Raw genomic sequence first — 16,029 nt, 5'->3', positions numbered from 1 at the left:
AGTATAAGGAATAAGGAACCATAAAAAAGAAGGAAGGAAGGAAGGAAGGAAGAAGGAAAAAGCCGAAATTTTGCGATTGGAATTTGCCCCTAAATTATTAAAGTTTAACAATAAAAAATTTTATTAACCCAATATAAAATCAACGCTCACTTCTAAATCGGGAAAAGCCAGTGGCGCAACTTGTTGACCGCGCCAAAACTTGAGCATTAAACTATAACCGTTTGGGCCGGGCTGACGGTAGACTTCCAAACAATTTTCAACTAAATCTACCAGCCAAACTTCCTGAATGAGCGATCGAGCGTAAATGGATACTTTCACATCTCTGTCATAATCAACCGTACTATCTGAAACCTCCACTAGCAGCAAAACTTCAGACGGTATTGGATGGGCTGTGGCGTAGTAATCAGCGCGAGGTTGCAGCAATACAACATCCGGTTGAGGTTCAGTGCGCTCCGTCAACTGGATAGGGTCTTGGACACCCAGAGTGGCCCGATCTTCTGGAATGAGGCTGAAGCGCCTGGTGAGACGCTTAACGGAACTTGCGTGACGAGTACCAATTGCAGCCATTTTAACAATCTCTCCTTCTATGAGTTCTACTCGATCGCCCTCCGAGAGAATACCCGCCTCAGTCATCAAATGATATTCTTTTACTGTAAATAACCGTTTTTGAAGCTGAACAGACATATAACTATTCTCCTTGTTTGTAGCTTACCTAAATTTACCATAAAAAAAACCGCCCCAAACGGAGCGGCCAAAAGAGGAAAACTTTAGATAACAAACTTTATACAACAAGCATTTAACTGACTCCTATCAATTCGGGTTAAATACTCGTCAATAACTGTAGGGATGGTTGATAGCCAACTCTTAATACAGTTAAATCTGATGGTGTTTGCAAAACTTGCTCTCGATATACAGGCGGTTTATTCTCATCCCTTACTAACTTAAAATTAGGGTGCGATTTCCGAGGGCGTGACACCTATGGATTCTAAATAACGGGATTTTGGCGGAATTTAAGTCTCTTGTTCAACCGATTCCTTTCCTTCTGTATCCTGTTTTAATTCTGATACAATTGCGCCTCGCTCGCGCCAAGCTTCTGCATTTTCTGGTTTGATGGCAATAGCTCGATCGTAAGCTGCCATTGCTTCCTCATAGCGCTTTAATTCTGACAAAGCTGTACCCAAGTGGTGCCAAGCATCGTAAGAATCGGGCTTAATAGCAATCGCTTTCTCATAAGCTGCGATCGCTTCTTCATTGCGCTGCAATTTTGCTAAAGATTCCCCTTTGGCAAACCAAGCTTCGTAACACTCCGAATTAAGGGTAATTGCTGATTCGTAAGAGGCAATTGCTGCTTCGTGCTGCGACAGTTTGTCGAAAGCTGCGCCTCGGTTGTGCCAGACTTCAAAATCCTGCGGTTTAAGGGCGATTGCTTTGTCGTAGGATTCGATCGATTCTTGATATCGCTGCATTTTTCCCAGCACAGCGCCTCTATTGTACCAAACTTCGTATTTATCGGGCTGGATGCCGATCGCCCGATCGTAAGAAGCAATAGCATCGCTGTAGCGGAGCAGTCTCCACAGCATATTGCCTCGATTGTACCAAGTTTCGTATCTCTTCGGATTGAGTTCTAGAGCGCGATCGTAAGAATCCACTGCTGCTGCGTGCTGCTGTACTTTTGCCAGCATCGCACCTCGGTTGTGCCAAATTTCGCTGTCGGTTGCTTTGATAGCAAGGGCGCGATCGTAACTGGCGATCGCTTCTTCGTAATGCTGCAATTGACCCAACAAAGCCGCTATACTGTGCCAACAACCGTATTTTCTAGATTCGCTCAAACTTGCTCGCTCGTAACAGGCGATCGCCTCTTCGTACCTCTGCAATTTTCCCAGCAAATACGCTTTATTATACCACAATTCGTAGTTATCCGGTTTAATCGATATTGCTTGGTCATAACAGGCTAGTGCCTCTTCCGGGCGCTGCAATCTTATTAACACGTTTCCGCGCCAATACCACGCCTCATCCAAATTCTTATTCGCTAAAATAGCTTTTTCCAAGCAGCCTAATGCCTCATCATAATTGCCTTGAAAATAAAGCCCTTCGGCTTGCTTGATATAATCGTCAGCAATCAAATTTTCGTTGCTAGCAGGTGCGGTTGGCGAATTTTGGGAATTGTTTAAGGCCGGTTGAGGTGCGACTTTGAGAGCTTCTTTGGCAACAACGGCAGGAACTTGGGAAATTTCTTGAACAATTTGAGATTTTTTCTCGTCAACTTCTGTCCGCAAAACTTGCAGGTGCATGATAAATTGAGATTTGAGAGTCTCAATTTGCTCGACGGAAGATTTGGAAAGTTCAGTTTCTCTAGTTAAAAAATCAATAGATTGTTTAGCTGCACCCATTTGCGCTTCTAATTCCTTCCTCAACTTTTGAGTCACTTGGCTAGAATTTATGAGTTCAGATTCCCATACACCAATGCCTTGCAATCGTTTATTGGCATCAGCCACCAAGTGTTTGATGATCAGCCGTCGCATCATCCAAAAAAAGGCAATTGTCACTGGTGGAAATACAGTCCCAAGAATTAGTAAAATATTGAGCAAAGTTAGGGTACTATTAAAACCGTACCCAGATTCTGAACTGCCACTAGACGGGGATATAAAAGCGAAAACATCGCGAACTTGAGGATTGCTTTCAACCCCAGTTTCGATTAATTTAGACAGCCAGGTTTCTTGTAAAGATTTTGTTAGTTCATCGCCGGATCGAGCAGGAGTATTCGGCTTGGTTTTTGCAGTAGCAGATAAATCGGGTTGAGCGGCTGCTACCAGCAAAGCTGTCGGCGATTTTACAGCAATTCGTGGGGAAAATTGTTCGTGAGCGATCGTCTCAGGCTCGCTAATTGACTCAGCCGGACGGGATGCGGTACTATTTGGGAAAAATTGTTCGTGGGCGATCGTCTCAGGCTCGCTAATTGACTCAGCCCGACGCGATTCAGTATTATTTGGGGAAAATTTTTCATAGGCGATCGTCTCAGGCTCGCTAATTGACTCAGCCCGACGCGATTCAGTATTATTTACGGCATCAACAAAGTTGCTAGCCTGCGGTGTCTCAGGAGAAACAGGATGTGCAGCAGGATTGGCGCTAGTATTAGCAGTTAAATTGTGGGATGCGAGGGCAGCCAGAGTCAAGAGAGCTACATTTGAGACGCGCATAAACGTCAAATCATTTAGGAGAAATTGGTGCTTGGTTGTCAGCGATCGGGCGATCGACCTCATAGTCTCAGCAGTTAGAATAGCTGACATGAGGAAGGCTGACTTACTATCTCCAAAATACGCGCGGAGTCTGACTTTTCAGGAAAACTGCCAGTAATTCTGCATTGGAAACTTTGGTGAAAGAATATATTCTCGCGCCTAATCCGGTTGGATAACCCTCGGAATCATGATTAGGCTGGTAGGGCCGGGTTCACCAATCTGCACAATTAGCCAAAGATCCGGGTGAACCAGACCCGATTTTTAGCTCTAAACCCCAGCTAAAACCGCTTCCGGCTGCTGATGTTCAACCGCCACTTCTTCTAAATCAGCGCCAAAAATTTCACAGCTATTATTCGGACTTTCAATCAGCTTAATTTTGTGCAACTCGGCGCCCAATTCCCGCACGGGCGATCGCAACAATTGCCCGATCCGAACAGCAATATTCTCCGCAGTCGGCACAACGTTCTCAAAATAAGCAATATCCTTATTTAAAAAAGTGTGATCGAAGGGTTCAACAACATAATCGTCAACGGCTTTTTGCAAAGCTCCCAAATCAGCAATCATGCCAGTCCGCGCATCAATTTCCCCTTTAACAGTCACCTCTAAATGATAGTTGTGACCGTGACCGTTAGGCCGAGCACATTTGCCGTAAATTTCCGAGTTTTCTTCAAAACTCAAATCGGGACGAGCCAACCGATGGGCCGCACTAAAATGAGTGGACAAAGTTAGATAAGCTTCCATTCCGTTTCCTAAATATTCAGCCCAAAGTTCGGGATGTTCAAACAATTGAATTTTGCTCACAGGCAAATGAGGGGCTAGCCGCAGCCAAATTTGCCGTGCTATGTTTTCAGTAGTTGGCAGAGTCTGCTCAAATTCGGGCCACGCTTCGTTAAGGTAGGAAAAATCGAGATCCTTGGTTACTTCCCGCTTGATGACGTGCTTGACATCAGACAGGTTGAGCACCATGCCGTACTCGTCGAGTTCGCCTATCATGGAAACGTAAAGGACGTAATTGTGTCCGTGTCCCGGTGCGCGGGCAGTTGGGCCAAACCGCTCAAAGTTCTCGGCTTCGCTTAACTCCGGCAGCCAGTACCGGTGACTCGCCGAAAACTGTGCCCGACGATTGATGATGCACTGCATAAAAGTCAAGTAGGGTAAGCTTGTTAAGTTCTGTAAAGGACTCGCTTCTTAAGGATAAACTAATTTTTGCTGGAATTTTTCGATTATTTGAGGGTGCTGTAAATGAATTTCTACCAATTTTGCAAATATTGGCAACACGTCGTCGCTCGATCGAGCCGCAGGGCCCATTTTAGGCCACGATACAGATATCTGGCAGAAAATACCGCTACAAAATAGTTTTTCGCCATCTGTTACTAACCCATCAGTTACCAGCCTTTGAGAAAGTACGCGCGTGCGGATTTATCCCGAAGGGAATCCACCTTTTTTGCCACACAGGACACTCCACAGTTCGAGTTTTTCGCCTAAGCTCTGCAATAGTTAGCAGTGGGCGGTTCAGTTGCGCTCAAAACTCATCACCCATGATCAATCACCAATTACCCATTACCAAATATTAATGAATTGGATTACTACACGAGCCGAACATCTTTGGGAAAATTTGTCAGGTGCGATGACAACCCCGCTATTTTATGTCGGGGAAACTCATCTGTCCATTAGTGCGATCGTCAAACTGATAATCTTAGCTATATTTGCCTTGATTATAGCTAAGATTATCAGTGAAGGAATCAAGCGCAGCCTGCTAGTCCGGATGGGATTAGATCGCGGCAGTAGAGAAGCAATTTCCACCATCATTAGCTATATCTTAGCCACTCTTGGCTGTATATTCGTCATACAAGGTGCCGGAATCAACCTCACTTCTCTCGCCGTCTTAGCAGGGGTTGTCGGCATTGGTTTCGGCTTCGGGTTACAAAATCTCGCCAGCAATTTTATCAGCGGTCTCACTCTGCTATTCGAACACCAAATTCGAGTCGGAGACTTTATTGAAATAGACAATTTATTAGGAACAGTAGAAACAATTTCTATTCGCTCGACTATTATTAAAACCATTGACGGACTCTTTGTAATTATACCAAATATTAAGTTTGTAGAAACTAACATTATTAACTGGAGTTACAGAGATCCCAGATGCCGCCTCCACCTCCCCATCGGCGTTGCTTACGGATCAGACCCAGTAATAGTTACGGAAGCGCTGTTAATTGCGGCGCGGATGGAATCGAATGTCTTGTCCCATCCTTCTCCTAAAGTATGGTTTCGCGGTTTTGGAGATAACGCTTTAAATTTTGAACTTTTAGTTTGGATTGACCAGCCGCAGGAAAGCGATGCTATTAAAAGCGCGGTCAATTTTTTAATAGATTACGAATTGCGCCACCGAAATATAGAAATTCCATTTCCCCAGCGGGATTTGTGGCTGCGAAACCCGCAAGAGATAACTAAACTTTTTCACGATCGCAAAGACGAGAATTCCAACGGAAAAGTTTTTCCTCACAATGCCAAACATTCAGCAGAGTTCAAATCAAATTCCACTGTTTCTGAACATAAAAATCCCGGGCCTAAATCGCCTAATAATTGGACGCTGCGAGATTTGTTACGGCGAGTAACTTATTTTGAACAGTGTACGGATTTAGAACTGCGACAGTTAATTGAATACGGCTACCGACAACTTTTTCCAGCGGGACAGGTTGTATGTAAAGAAAATGACCCTGGCGATTCTTTTTATATTATTCTTTCGGGTACTGTAGAAGTTCTTTCTCAAAAAGCCGATCAGTATATTGCTACGCTTCACGAGGGCGAGTTTTTTGGGGAAATATCTTTGCTATTGGGAACTCCGAGAACGGCGACTGTCAAAACTAGCGAAGATGCAATTTTGTTTGTGGTGGAACGTCACGATTTGCAAAAACTTTTAAGAGAACAACCCGATTTAGCAGATCAGATTGCTCAAAAATTGTCGGAACGCCAGCAAGCTTTGAGAGATTTGGGATTGTTAGATGACGACTCTCTGGAACAAACTCCTTTTATTAAAATTCGCAAGCGAATTCAAGTTCTTTTTGGAATTTGAAAGAAGGAAGAGGGAAGAAGGAAGAAGGAAGAGGGAAGAAGGAAGAGGGAAGAGGGAAGAAGAAAGAAGGAAGAAGGAAGAAGGAAGAAGGAAGAGGGAAGAGGGAAGAAGGAAGAGGGAAGAAGGAAGAGGGAAGAGGGAAGAGGGAAGAGGTAAGAGGTAAGAATCTGCTTTTTTAACTTTTAATTTTTAATTCATCCTGTGCTTCCCGCCGCAGTCTAGCGGCAATTCTAAACAGTTCTTGACCGGTATGCAAGTGGCGATCGTCATAATTGAGGGTAAATAAATACAATTCTTCTATGCCGTCTCCGACTTGATTGATACAGTAGTAAAGATGGGCTGCAACTCCGGCTACATTAGATGGATTGGGCATTGATGTCAGAAAGTTATGAGCTTTTTTGAGAAAGTCGCGGCTGGTTTCGATATAAAGTTGAAACTTTTCTATCAGTTCGTCATCAAACGGATCTGCTGACAATTCGTCTATTTCTTTTTTAAGCGGCTTCAAGATGCTGTTGAGCATTTTATTGACTGGTTTGTATACTTTAATCAGCCACTGTTCCATTTGTTCATCGGCTTCCCTGGCTGTTTGTTTTTGCTGGCGGCTGACGTTTGGCGTGCAGGGTGATTGCTGTTCGCTTTTCTCGGAAATTTGGCGATCGTAAGATTGTCTGCGCTGGGCGTCTCCTAATATTTCATAGGCTGCATTGAGGCGGACAATCTCTTCGTGACCCGCTGTGTCGCTGCGGCTGTCTGGATGAAATAATTTGACTAAACGGCGGTATGCTTGTTTAATCTCGGCTTGTGTGGCGGTTGGGCTAATCTTTAGGGTTTTGTAGTGATTGGTAACGGAAGACACGCTCTTATTTCCTTGAAATCTGGATAATCTGTGAAAAAGTGCTTGACAAAAATATCATTTTTTGCTAATTTTTTAAGTATTTATATGATATAAATGTCAAAAATTGTAAGTAAAAAACCTCAGTTTTCAACTTATCATAAATCTATTTTAGAAAAACATTGAGGCTTTTGAAGGGGCAAACCGATCGACATTGGGGACTTCTATAGCGGTTCTCCCGGCAACAGTTAGCTCTTTCTCTTCTTTTCCTTCGCGACAAGAGCGCTTACTGGCGGCTTCGCTAACGTGCCTAAAGCAGTTCAAAAAAAACGCCTTCAGAAATTCGGTCTCGCTCGCGATCGAGGAAGCTACAATCTATCGCCATTCTTTAATCTAAAAAGCCAAGCAGGGCGTACACTGTACGCCCTGCTCTCTGTTTCTGCGACTTGGCGGGAGGCTGACCTAGTTGAGGGCCATCGCCAAATTCAGTTCTGGATCTTGGAACAAGGGAGTGCTCAGATAGCGTTCGCCGAAGCTAGGCTGAATCATCACAATCAATTTTCCGGCATTTTCGGGACGCTTGCCGACTTTCACCGCCGCACATAGTGCCGCACCGCTGGAAATACCCGACAAAAGTCCTTCTTCTCTGGCCAAGCGGCGGCTGTAGGCGATCGACTCGTCATCCGTAACAACTATAATTTCGTCGATCGATTTCACATTCAGCACCGGCGGCACAAAACCAGCACCGATACCTTGAATTTTGTGAGGCCCTGGCTTTCCGCCCGAGAGTACCTGACTGTTGGCCGGCTCAACGGCGATCGCCTTAAACTCGGGTTTCCGCGACTTAATCACCTCTGCGACACCCGTAATCGTACCGCCCGTGCCGACTCCCGAAATCAGGAAATCCACCTCGCCGTCTGTATCTTCCCAAATTTCCTCAGCCGTTGTCGAACGGTGAACCTGCGGGTTCGCTGGATTCCGAAACTGCTGCAACATATACGCATTGGGAGTTTTGTCCACAATCTCTTGAGCGCGGCGGATGCAGCCGCTCATGCCCTCAATTCCGGGAGTCAGTTCTAGTTGCGCTCCGTAAGCTCGCAGCATCGATCGGCGTTCCGTGCTCATCGTATCCGGCATCGTCAAAATCAACTGGTAGCCCTTAGCCGCTGCCACCATTGCCAGAGCAATTCCGGTATTACCCGAAGTCGGTTCCACTAAAACCGTTTTGCCTGGACTAATCAGCCCTTCGGCCTCGGCTTGATTGACCATACTGACACCGATGCGGTCTTTCACCGATGATGCCGGATTCATGCCTTCGAGTTTTACCACAATCCGAGCCACGCAGCCTTCGGCTTGGGGAATGCGGTTGAGTTGCACCAGAGGCGTCCGCCCTACCAATTCTGTAATGTCGCCAGCAATACGCATAATCTTTGTCAGTTTGTAATTAAGTAAATGTTAATTCCTAGTTGGCAATATTAACTAGATGTAATACATGATATCGAGCTGCCGTCTGCCATTGCGTTTTTCGCACAGATCCTGTAGCGTGTATTTTTGCAACACTGAGTTGGCAATCGATCGGGCTTCTTGCCAAACTTCCCAAATCACCGCACTTTCTACAGTTTGAGCAGGCGAGTCTTTTTCAGCTCGATCGAACTCTGAGCCTTCGAGGCAGTTGATAATTTCTAGGAGTGTAATTTTCCAGGGTTCCCTCGCCAATATATAACCTCCCTTAGCTCCTCGCTGGCTGCGAATCAACCCGCAGCGTCTCATTGTAGCTAGCAACTGTTCCAAATATCGATCGGGAATATTTTGCTGAGCCGCTATCTGTCGAATTTGCAGAGGCTCGCCTTCTTCGTAGCAATCGGCAAGCTCCAGCAAAGCTAAGATTGCGTATTCGCTTTTACAGGAGAGTTCTACCATAATTGCTTCCCATACCAGAATTATCAACTCCGAAGTCAGATGTTAAAATTCTCCTCAATGTTGAGTTCCCAATTCTAACTCCTCGCTTTACCTTTTATTATACCCCGGTTTTCCACTGAACTTAATCGACTTTCATCACTTCATCACTTCATCATTAGGACGATCGGCACTCTCGCTGGTTTGAAACCCAGTTGCTAGTTTCGACTCTCTCCGCCTCCACGACGGCCTTACCTCAAGAAACTGGGTTTCTGCGTCTATGACTAATAATTTTTAATTTTTAATAGATGCTGGGCGCCCCATTCGTCCCGCCCACAAAAAAGCCCTGCCTGCGGCAGGGCTAAACATGGCATCTAGAGTTGCCAGCAGAGAGGGTATGACCCGCCCTGCCTCCTCTAACCCGCTCTTAGAAGGTGAAAGTAGTTCTCAGAGTACCAATGATGATGTCATCATTACGGTCATCTTGATTAGGATTTGTCACCCAAATCACGCCCGGAGTAACAGAAATGTTGTCCGAGAGCTGAAACTTGTAGAACCCTTCAACGTGATACGAATTATCGTTGCGGAAGCTACGCAAACTTCTCGGAGCTTCAAGTTTATCCAAGTAAGGCTCACGACCTACCACGAACCCTAACAAGTTGCCTTCTTTCCCTAAATCGGGTAAAGCCAAGGTGACAGCGTAGTTCCAGATTCTCGCATCGCCGATGCCGAGAATGCGGGCATTGGTTAAACCTGCCCAGCCACCAAGGATAAACCTCGGGTTTAGTCGCAACGAAGCCTCAGCACCGTAGGAGTCGCTGACAACTTTGCGAGCGCGGAAGCCGTCAAAGCCTTCGCTCAAACCGTTGAGAGAATTAGCCACGCCGGTACCTGTGAAACCGCCGAGACTACCTGGTCCATTCGATAAACCATTGTCAAACCCAAAGTTACCTCTGCTAAAGTAACCGTGGTTGTAGTTGAAAGCAACTTGCAAGTTACGTCCGGGGGTAAAAGTCAACTGACCCATCGCCGCGTAGTCGCCGTTCGTCAAGCCTGCACCTTTAGCCGGACTGGCTGCATTTGACGCCAAATAACCGAAGGACAAAGAAGTCGGGCCGAACACGCCACCCAGCAAGCCCCTGCCACCGAAGGCATAGTCAAAGCCGATACCTGAGCCACCGCCCAAGCGATAAATCGGGTTCCGCTGTCCAAAGGTGCTCAGTGCTCCGTTGCCGCCGTCAAAGTCTTCAAAGTAAGGGTTGACAGTCGGCAGAATGTCGTCCCAGAGGACAGAGTTGGCTGCAAGGGTAACGTTCAGTCGCTGACCGACGGGGAACTTATATAGCAAGGTGTCGAGGGCAACAACGTTGTCGGTTCTGCCGACAAAATTCCAAGTTTGAGTGCCTTCACTGGTAGCACCAAGGTTGAAGTTGCGACCGTTGCCGACTTGAAGCCGTGTCAGCAGTAAGTCTCTGCCGGTGAAGCTCGTATTTAAATTCAGGCGCACCCGTTGTTGGAAGACAGCTTCGTTGTTGTCGCTGCCTACTCTTCTTTCGTCTCTGCCAAACAAGCCAACGTTGCCACCAAAGTCATCGCTGAGAGCGAAAATTGCTTCCCCAGTCAGCTTAGTAGTGGTCGAGAATTGGTTGGCTTCGAGTTCGGATGTCCGAGCTTCCAGAGCATCTACGCGACCGCGCAGGGTTGCCAGTTCCGCTGCAAATTCTTCTTGGAGCCGTTGGAGGGCTGCCAAGTCATCTCTGGTAGCGAAGTTGCCAGTGCCGCCTCTAATTAGCTCGCTCACCTTGTCTAAGCAAGCATTTAAACCGGCTGCGAATTCGTAGCGAGTCATTGCGCGGTTGCCGCGGAAGGTGCCGTCGGGATAACCGGCAATACAGCCGTAGCGCTCGACTAGGGATTGCAGTGCTTGGAAGGCCCAGTCTGTGGGCCGCACGTCGGAAAGTTGAGATACTGAGGTAACTTGACCTTCAGTTTCGCTGCCTGCAGCACCTTCGGTGCTGTACTGGTTGAGCTGTTCTAATGTGGTGGCTGGGTTTTGCTGTTGTGGCGCTGCAGTTTGGGCTACAGATTCAGCCGGTTTTGGCAAACTTTGTTCTGCCGACTTTGCCACTGCCGGGGCTGGAGTTTCTAATTGAACTGCACCGATTTGCTCTGGGAGAGCGGTAGCTGCCGGGGCTGGAGTTTCTAGTTGGGCTGCAGGGGCAGAATTTTCAACTGGTTGAGCGACTGTTGGCCCGGCGGCAGCTAAAGATTCACTTGTAGGTTGTGATGCCGCTTGGGGATTTGCGTCGGCGGGGGCTATGTTGGCTCCGACGATCGCACTTTCAGTTGCAGCCGTGGCCGAATCGGCAATCGCTGCGTGGGTTTCGCTGCCAGCGGCTTGGGAAATTTCTTCTACTGGCTCGGAGGCTGCTGTTGTTTCGGAAATAGCAGCTAAAGCATTTAGTTTCGCTTCGGAGGTTTCAGCGGTTTCAGCTTTTGCGACAGCGGGATTGAGCGCATCAGCAGCCTGCTGAGCGTCTGCTGCCATCGCGCTCGAAGAAACTACTAGGGTAGCTCCTAAGACTGCTGGGCTGATTAGTAAGTAACTCCACAAAAATTTCGACATATTCACTCTCATCCTCACACCGATTACAGAGAAACTTTTCTAGTCTTCTATGTGGTCAGTCGTTGCTCCACTAGCATACTCTAAAAAGAAACCTAAAATTCACTTTTTCTTTTGATTCTTTCGGGCTGACCGAGTATATAGATGTGACTGACGCCTGCAGAGAGCCTGTTTTTTAACCTGTACTCAACTGCGTCCAAATCCGACCCCGCTTGGGTTGTGGATTGATTTGACGGGTGACACTTGATAGCGCCCGATCGCCTATTTATTTTTTAGCACAGCACGCTCGACTCGTCTATGCTGATTCGACTTTAACCTCCAAGCTGTGTCCGAGAACGCTAAAGACTTGGCGATGATCGAACAATTCTAACAAATCAGCGTTGATTTTGTTGTGAGCTGCTTCTTGCCACAAAATTTTCATCGCTGCCTCTGTTCGCAGAGCTCGCTTGTAGGGGCGATCGCCTGCTGTCAGCGCGTCGTAAATATCGGCGATCGTCATCAATTGCGCTTGAATTGGAATTTCTGACTTGTTTAAACCTCGCGGATAGCCTGTGCCGTCCAGTTTTTCGTGATGTCCGTAAGCAATATTTGGAACATTTTTCAAATCCTTTGTCCAAGGAATTTGCTTGAGAAACTCGTAAGTGTGAGTTACATGAAATTCTATTGCAGATCGTTCTTCCGGCGTCAGGTTGCCCCTCGACACCATCAATTGCACGATCTCGTCTGGGTTCAGCAGGGGTTTCTTTGCCCCATCTATATCTCTGTAAGTTTGTCGAGAAATCTCTCGCAGTTGAGCTAGGGGTTCTGCTGCCAAAATGTGAGGCTCGTTTGCCTCTAGCAGCACTTCCCAGTATTCTGCTAATCTGGTTTTCGCCTCTGCTAGCTTAGTGTCTAGCTGTTCAATTTCCTGGCATTGAGCGCACTCTAGCTCCTGGAGCGGGTGTTTTCGGTAGGCTGAATGCTCCAGCAAGTATTTATATTTAGACTGGACGCATTCCATTTCCATCGTCCGTTGAGCTAAGCCAAAGCGGTGGCGAATAATTTCTAGCTGTGCGGGGTAGAGCTTTTTCTGTTTGGTCAAAACTGCTTCGGAGACTCCTATTTTGCCAAAATCGTGCAGCAGGGCGGCGTAGCGAAGTTCTTGAATTTGGCGGTTGTTAAAGTAAATAGAGCGGAGTTCTCCGCTGCTGACGGTGTTTACTTCTTCGGAAAGGCGTACTGTGAGGGCTGCTACTCGTTCTGAATGGCCGTATGTACAGGGGTCTCTGGCTTCTATGACTTGCACCGAGGCTTTGACGAAGCCCTCGAACAAATGTTCTATGCTGTCTTGGAGTTGATTGCGCTCGATCGAGATTGCGGCTTGAGAAGCGAGCGATCGAACTATCCTTTCTTCCCACTCGGAATACTGCTGCGTCGATTCCCAGGCATTGTCTGCTGTCAGCACCGTATCTGCCTTTGTTTTGCGGTTGATCAATTGCAGTACACCTATTGTCTCCCCTTGTCGGTTTTGCATGGGCAGTACCATTACCGAGCAAGTCCGGTAATTAATATCCCTGTCAAAACTGGTATCTAGCCGGTAGGGTACGCCCGATGGTAAGTCGTACGCATCAGACAGGTTCAAACTTTGACCTGTAATTGCCACGTATCCTGCCAAACTTTTGTCTGTCAGCGGCAGAGCAAACTCTTTAAACGACAGGCTCGGTTTAGAAGCGTTTTGGGCTACCTTGAACAGAAGCTTAGATGTTTCGTCGCTGTGATCTACTAAGTAAACGCTGCCTGCATCGCTGTAGGTAATTTCCCTACTTTTGGATAAAATTAAGTTTAACAACTCGCCCAAATCTTGGGCGCTCGACAAAGCTGCGCCAATATCTAAAAGCTTTTCTATCAGATCGGTTTTTTCTGCAGCAGACTCGTTCTTGAACTCTGGCTTTTCAAATACGATCATGTTCGGATGATGGGGAATAGCCTTTTATACATTGAACGTTTTGCCTCTCGACTTTTTCACACCCGATTTTAACCCCAAGTCGATTTTTTATTTGCGAGCTTTCCCTGATCGGCGACTGTCGCTAGATGCAGTGGCTCTTGTTGGGCCAACGGGTACTCTTTTAATCTAGCGTAGAAATCTCTGGGGCTAGGGCAAAGTCTTGGTCAGTTAAGCCTCCGGCATCGTGGGTTGTCAAGTTAACTGTAACTTTGTTGTAGGAGATTTCTAGCTCTGGGTGATGTGCTGCGGCTTCTGAGGGGCCGACCAACTTATTCACAAAGGCGATCGCTAAGGGTAAAATCTTTGAATAAACGGGTACAGCGCAGTTGTTTGCCTTCAACCGTCCAGCCTGACTATTGACTGGCGCGCTCTTGAATTTCAGTATTTTTAAGTAGGTCAGCCATAATTTTTTTTTGATTAGCAATGGCATATTAACTGCCTACCTGTAGAAACCCTTACCAAAAACTATCCGCTCTCACCAATAGCGTTTATTCTCAAGTTTTAATACTCAAGATTTAACACTATTTGAGGTGAGAGCGGTCTAGCGGGTCTTCAGATTAGAACCTGACTGCCGGGAGAATCCCTAGCTTAGCCTGGTTCCCCGTGGAAGTCGTTTCCCGTTGGAGACGACGGCTGACTGCTAGTGAGCGGCCCCGGCGCACAGCCGGTAGTTTCCAATCTGATGACCCATGCGTTTACTACTTTCTATCATGGGCATCACCTCCAGGTTTAGCTAAATGGCTTAATATTGGAACGCACATCACCTAAATACAAGATTTAAGGTGATGATTTGTGCGCTAGCAATTGCTAGCGTTACCAGAAGAACCTGCGTTCTGAGTATCGTTCTAGTATTCACAATTATTAGAATAACACAAGGAATTAGAAGTGGGGGGATGCAAATTGAGATTTTTGCAAAATAGGGTGAAATTACTGCTGCAGCAAGGTCTTTGATCGATCTTTACAGCAATCGGGCGATCGCAGTTTCAGCCATATCCGGGCGGGCTGTGTGGTTATCAGGCGCAAGGCAACTCTGGCGGCGGGGAAAGGCAGCTCGATTTCTTGCCTAATAGCAGAGTTAACCAGATATAAAGACACAAGTTGTTCTAGCCACAGGCAGAGTTTGTTTCTGTACGAAATCAACTTTTTTAGGGCGCTAATTCGATCGAATCCTAGAAACAAAAAGCTCCTGCCTGGTGGCGGGAGCTTTTTAAGCATTAAGGGTAAAGCCTAAACTGCTTTATCTTACCCTTTTAAAATGCTGGAGATTTTGATATTTCGTGCTGATTACAGAGCGTTACCGCGAGGCAGAACTTCTTCAGGGAAGATGTAGTTTTCGTGAGGTTGGTCGGTAGGAGCCATCCAAGCACGAATGCCTTCGTTAAGCAGAATGTTCTTAGTGTAGAACGTTTCAAACTCAGGATCTTCAGCAGCGCGTAATTCTTGTGATACGAAGTCATAGGCGCGCAGGTTTAATGCTAAACCGACGATGCCAATGGAGCTCATCCACAAGCCTGTGACAGGTACGAACAACATGAAGAAGTGCAACCAGCGCTTGTTGGAGAAGGCAATTCCGAAGATTTGCGACCAAAAACGGTTGGCTGTCACCATCGAGTAGGTTTCTTCTGACTGAGTTGGGTTGAAGGCGCGGAAGGTGTTTGAGCCTTCGCCGTCTTCAAACAAGGTGTTTTCTACGGTTGCACCGTGGATGGCGCACAACAGCGCACCGCCCAAGATGCCTGCAACGCCCATCATGTGGAAGGGGTTGAGCGTCCAGTTGTGGAAGCCTTGCAGGAATAACAAAAAGCGGAAAATTGCTGCGACGCCGAAACTGGGGGCGAAGAACCAGCCTGATTGACCCAAGGGGTAAAGCAGGAACACCGACACAAACACGGCGATGGGGCCGGTGAATGCTAGGGCGTTGTAAGGACGGATGCCGACTAAACGGGCGATTTCAATCTGACGCAGGCAAAAGCCGATCAGTGCGAATGCACCGTGGAGGGCGACGAATGTCCACAGCCCACCGAGTTGGAACCAGCGGGTGAAGTCCCACTGTGCTTCGGGGCCCCACAGGAACAACAGGGAGTGTCCGAGGCTGTTGGCTGGGGTGGAGACTGCTACGGTGAGGAAGTTGGCTCCTTCGAGGTAGGAGCTTGCCAAACCGTGGGTGTACCAGGATGTGACGAAGGTGGTGCCTGTTAACCAGCCACCGATGGCTAGGTAGGCGCAGGGGAATAGCAGGATGCCAGACCAGCCTACGAAGACGAAGCGATCGCGTTTGAGCCAGTCGTCGAGGACATCAAAGATGCCTCTTTCGGTCTGGGCGCGTCCGACTGCGATTGTCATTTACGCAAATCTCCAAATGGATATAATTACAACGGATCTGTC

The 16,029-nt window shown here is 47.1% G+C and carries 11 protein-coding genes and 1 pseudogene; 2 read left to right on the top strand and 10 right to left on the bottom strand.

From position 1 onward, the window contains the following. Positions 1–123: 123 nt before the first annotated feature. From QT996_RS01550 to QT996_RS01540, 3 genes are all read right to left on the bottom strand, one after another. Entirely contained in the window at positions 124–684 is a 561-nt protein-coding gene (locus QT996_RS01550; RefSeq protein WP_333044133.1) for a Uma2 family endonuclease, read from the bottom strand. A 326-nt stretch (positions 685–1,010) separates the two neighbouring features. After that, the gene (locus QT996_RS01545) at positions 1,011–3,287 is read right to left on the bottom strand and encodes a tetratricopeptide repeat protein (protein ID WP_333044132.1); all 2,277 of its coding nucleotides are present in this window, start codon (positions 3,285–3,287) and stop codon (positions 1,011–1,013) included. Between the two features lie 216 nt (positions 3,288–3,503). Continuing rightward, positions 3,504–4,376, bottom strand: a complete 873-nt coding sequence (locus QT996_RS01540; protein WP_333044131.1) for a 6-carboxytetrahydropterin synthase — start codon at positions 4,374–4,376, stop codon at positions 3,504–3,506. A gap of 433 nt (positions 4,377–4,809) precedes the next feature. Between QT996_RS01540 and QT996_RS01535 the strand changes: the two genes are divergently transcribed. Continuing rightward, positions 4,810–6,309 (top strand): cyclic nucleotide-binding domain-containing protein, encoded by a 1,500-nt coding sequence (locus tag QT996_RS01535; RefSeq protein WP_333044130.1) that lies wholly within the window; start codon positions 4,810–4,812, stop codon positions 6,307–6,309. Continuing rightward, complete coding sequence (locus QT996_RS01530; RefSeq protein WP_333044129.1) at positions 6,299–6,472, top strand: hypothetical protein; 174 nt, start codon at positions 6,299–6,301, stop codon at positions 6,470–6,472. Before QT996_RS01535 ends, QT996_RS01530 begins: the two co-directional genes overlap by 11 nt. A 12-nt stretch (positions 6,473–6,484) precedes the next feature. Here QT996_RS01530 and QT996_RS01525 read toward each other — a convergent pair whose 3' ends face one another. From QT996_RS01525 to psbD, 7 genes and pseudogenes are all read right to left on the bottom strand, one after another. Next, positions 6,485–7,165: a J domain-containing protein gene (locus QT996_RS01525; RefSeq protein WP_333044128.1), complete on the bottom strand. Its 681-nt coding sequence runs from the start codon at positions 7,163–7,165 to the stop codon at positions 6,485–6,487. A gap of 438 nt (positions 7,166–7,603) precedes the next feature. Next, entirely contained in the window at positions 7,604–8,566 is a 963-nt protein-coding gene (gene cysK, locus QT996_RS01520) for a cysteine synthase A (RefSeq protein WP_333044127.1), read from the bottom strand. A gap of 54 nt (positions 8,567–8,620) precedes the next feature. Then, entirely contained in the window at positions 8,621–9,061 is a 441-nt protein-coding gene (locus tag QT996_RS01515) for an Rrf2 family transcriptional regulator (RefSeq protein ID WP_333044126.1), read from the bottom strand. Between the two features lie 403 nt (positions 9,062–9,464). After that, a complete protein-coding gene (locus tag QT996_RS01510) occupies positions 9,465–11,663 on the bottom strand; it encodes an iron uptake porin (RefSeq protein ID WP_333044125.1) in 2,199 nt (732 codons plus the stop codon). Positions 11,664–11,955: 292 nt separating this feature from the next. Further along, on the bottom strand, positions 11,956–13,605 hold the full coding sequence (locus tag QT996_RS01505; protein WP_333044124.1) for an HD domain-containing phosphohydrolase: 1,650 nt from the start codon (positions 13,603–13,605) through the stop codon (positions 11,956–11,958). Positions 13,606–13,765: 160 nt separating this feature from the next. Next, positions 13,766–14,048, bottom strand: a pseudogene (locus QT996_RS01500) (4a-hydroxytetrahydrobiopterin dehydratase). A gap of 880 nt (positions 14,049–14,928) precedes the next feature. Beyond that, positions 14,929–15,987 carry a photosystem II D2 protein (photosystem q(a) protein) gene (psbD, locus tag QT996_RS01495; RefSeq protein WP_006635450.1) on the bottom strand — a complete coding sequence of 353 codons (1,059 nt, stop codon included), beginning with the start codon at positions 15,985–15,987 and terminating at the stop codon, positions 14,929–14,931. Between the last annotated feature and the right edge of the window lie 42 nt (positions 15,988–16,029).

Source organism: Microcoleus sp. S13C4 (assembly GCF_036700865.1).
Lineage (GTDB): Bacteria > Cyanobacteriota > Cyanobacteriia > Cyanobacteriales > Microcoleaceae > Microcoleus.
Note: the sequence above shows the minus strand (reverse complement) of the source record. Positions and strands in the feature narration are given on the sequence as shown.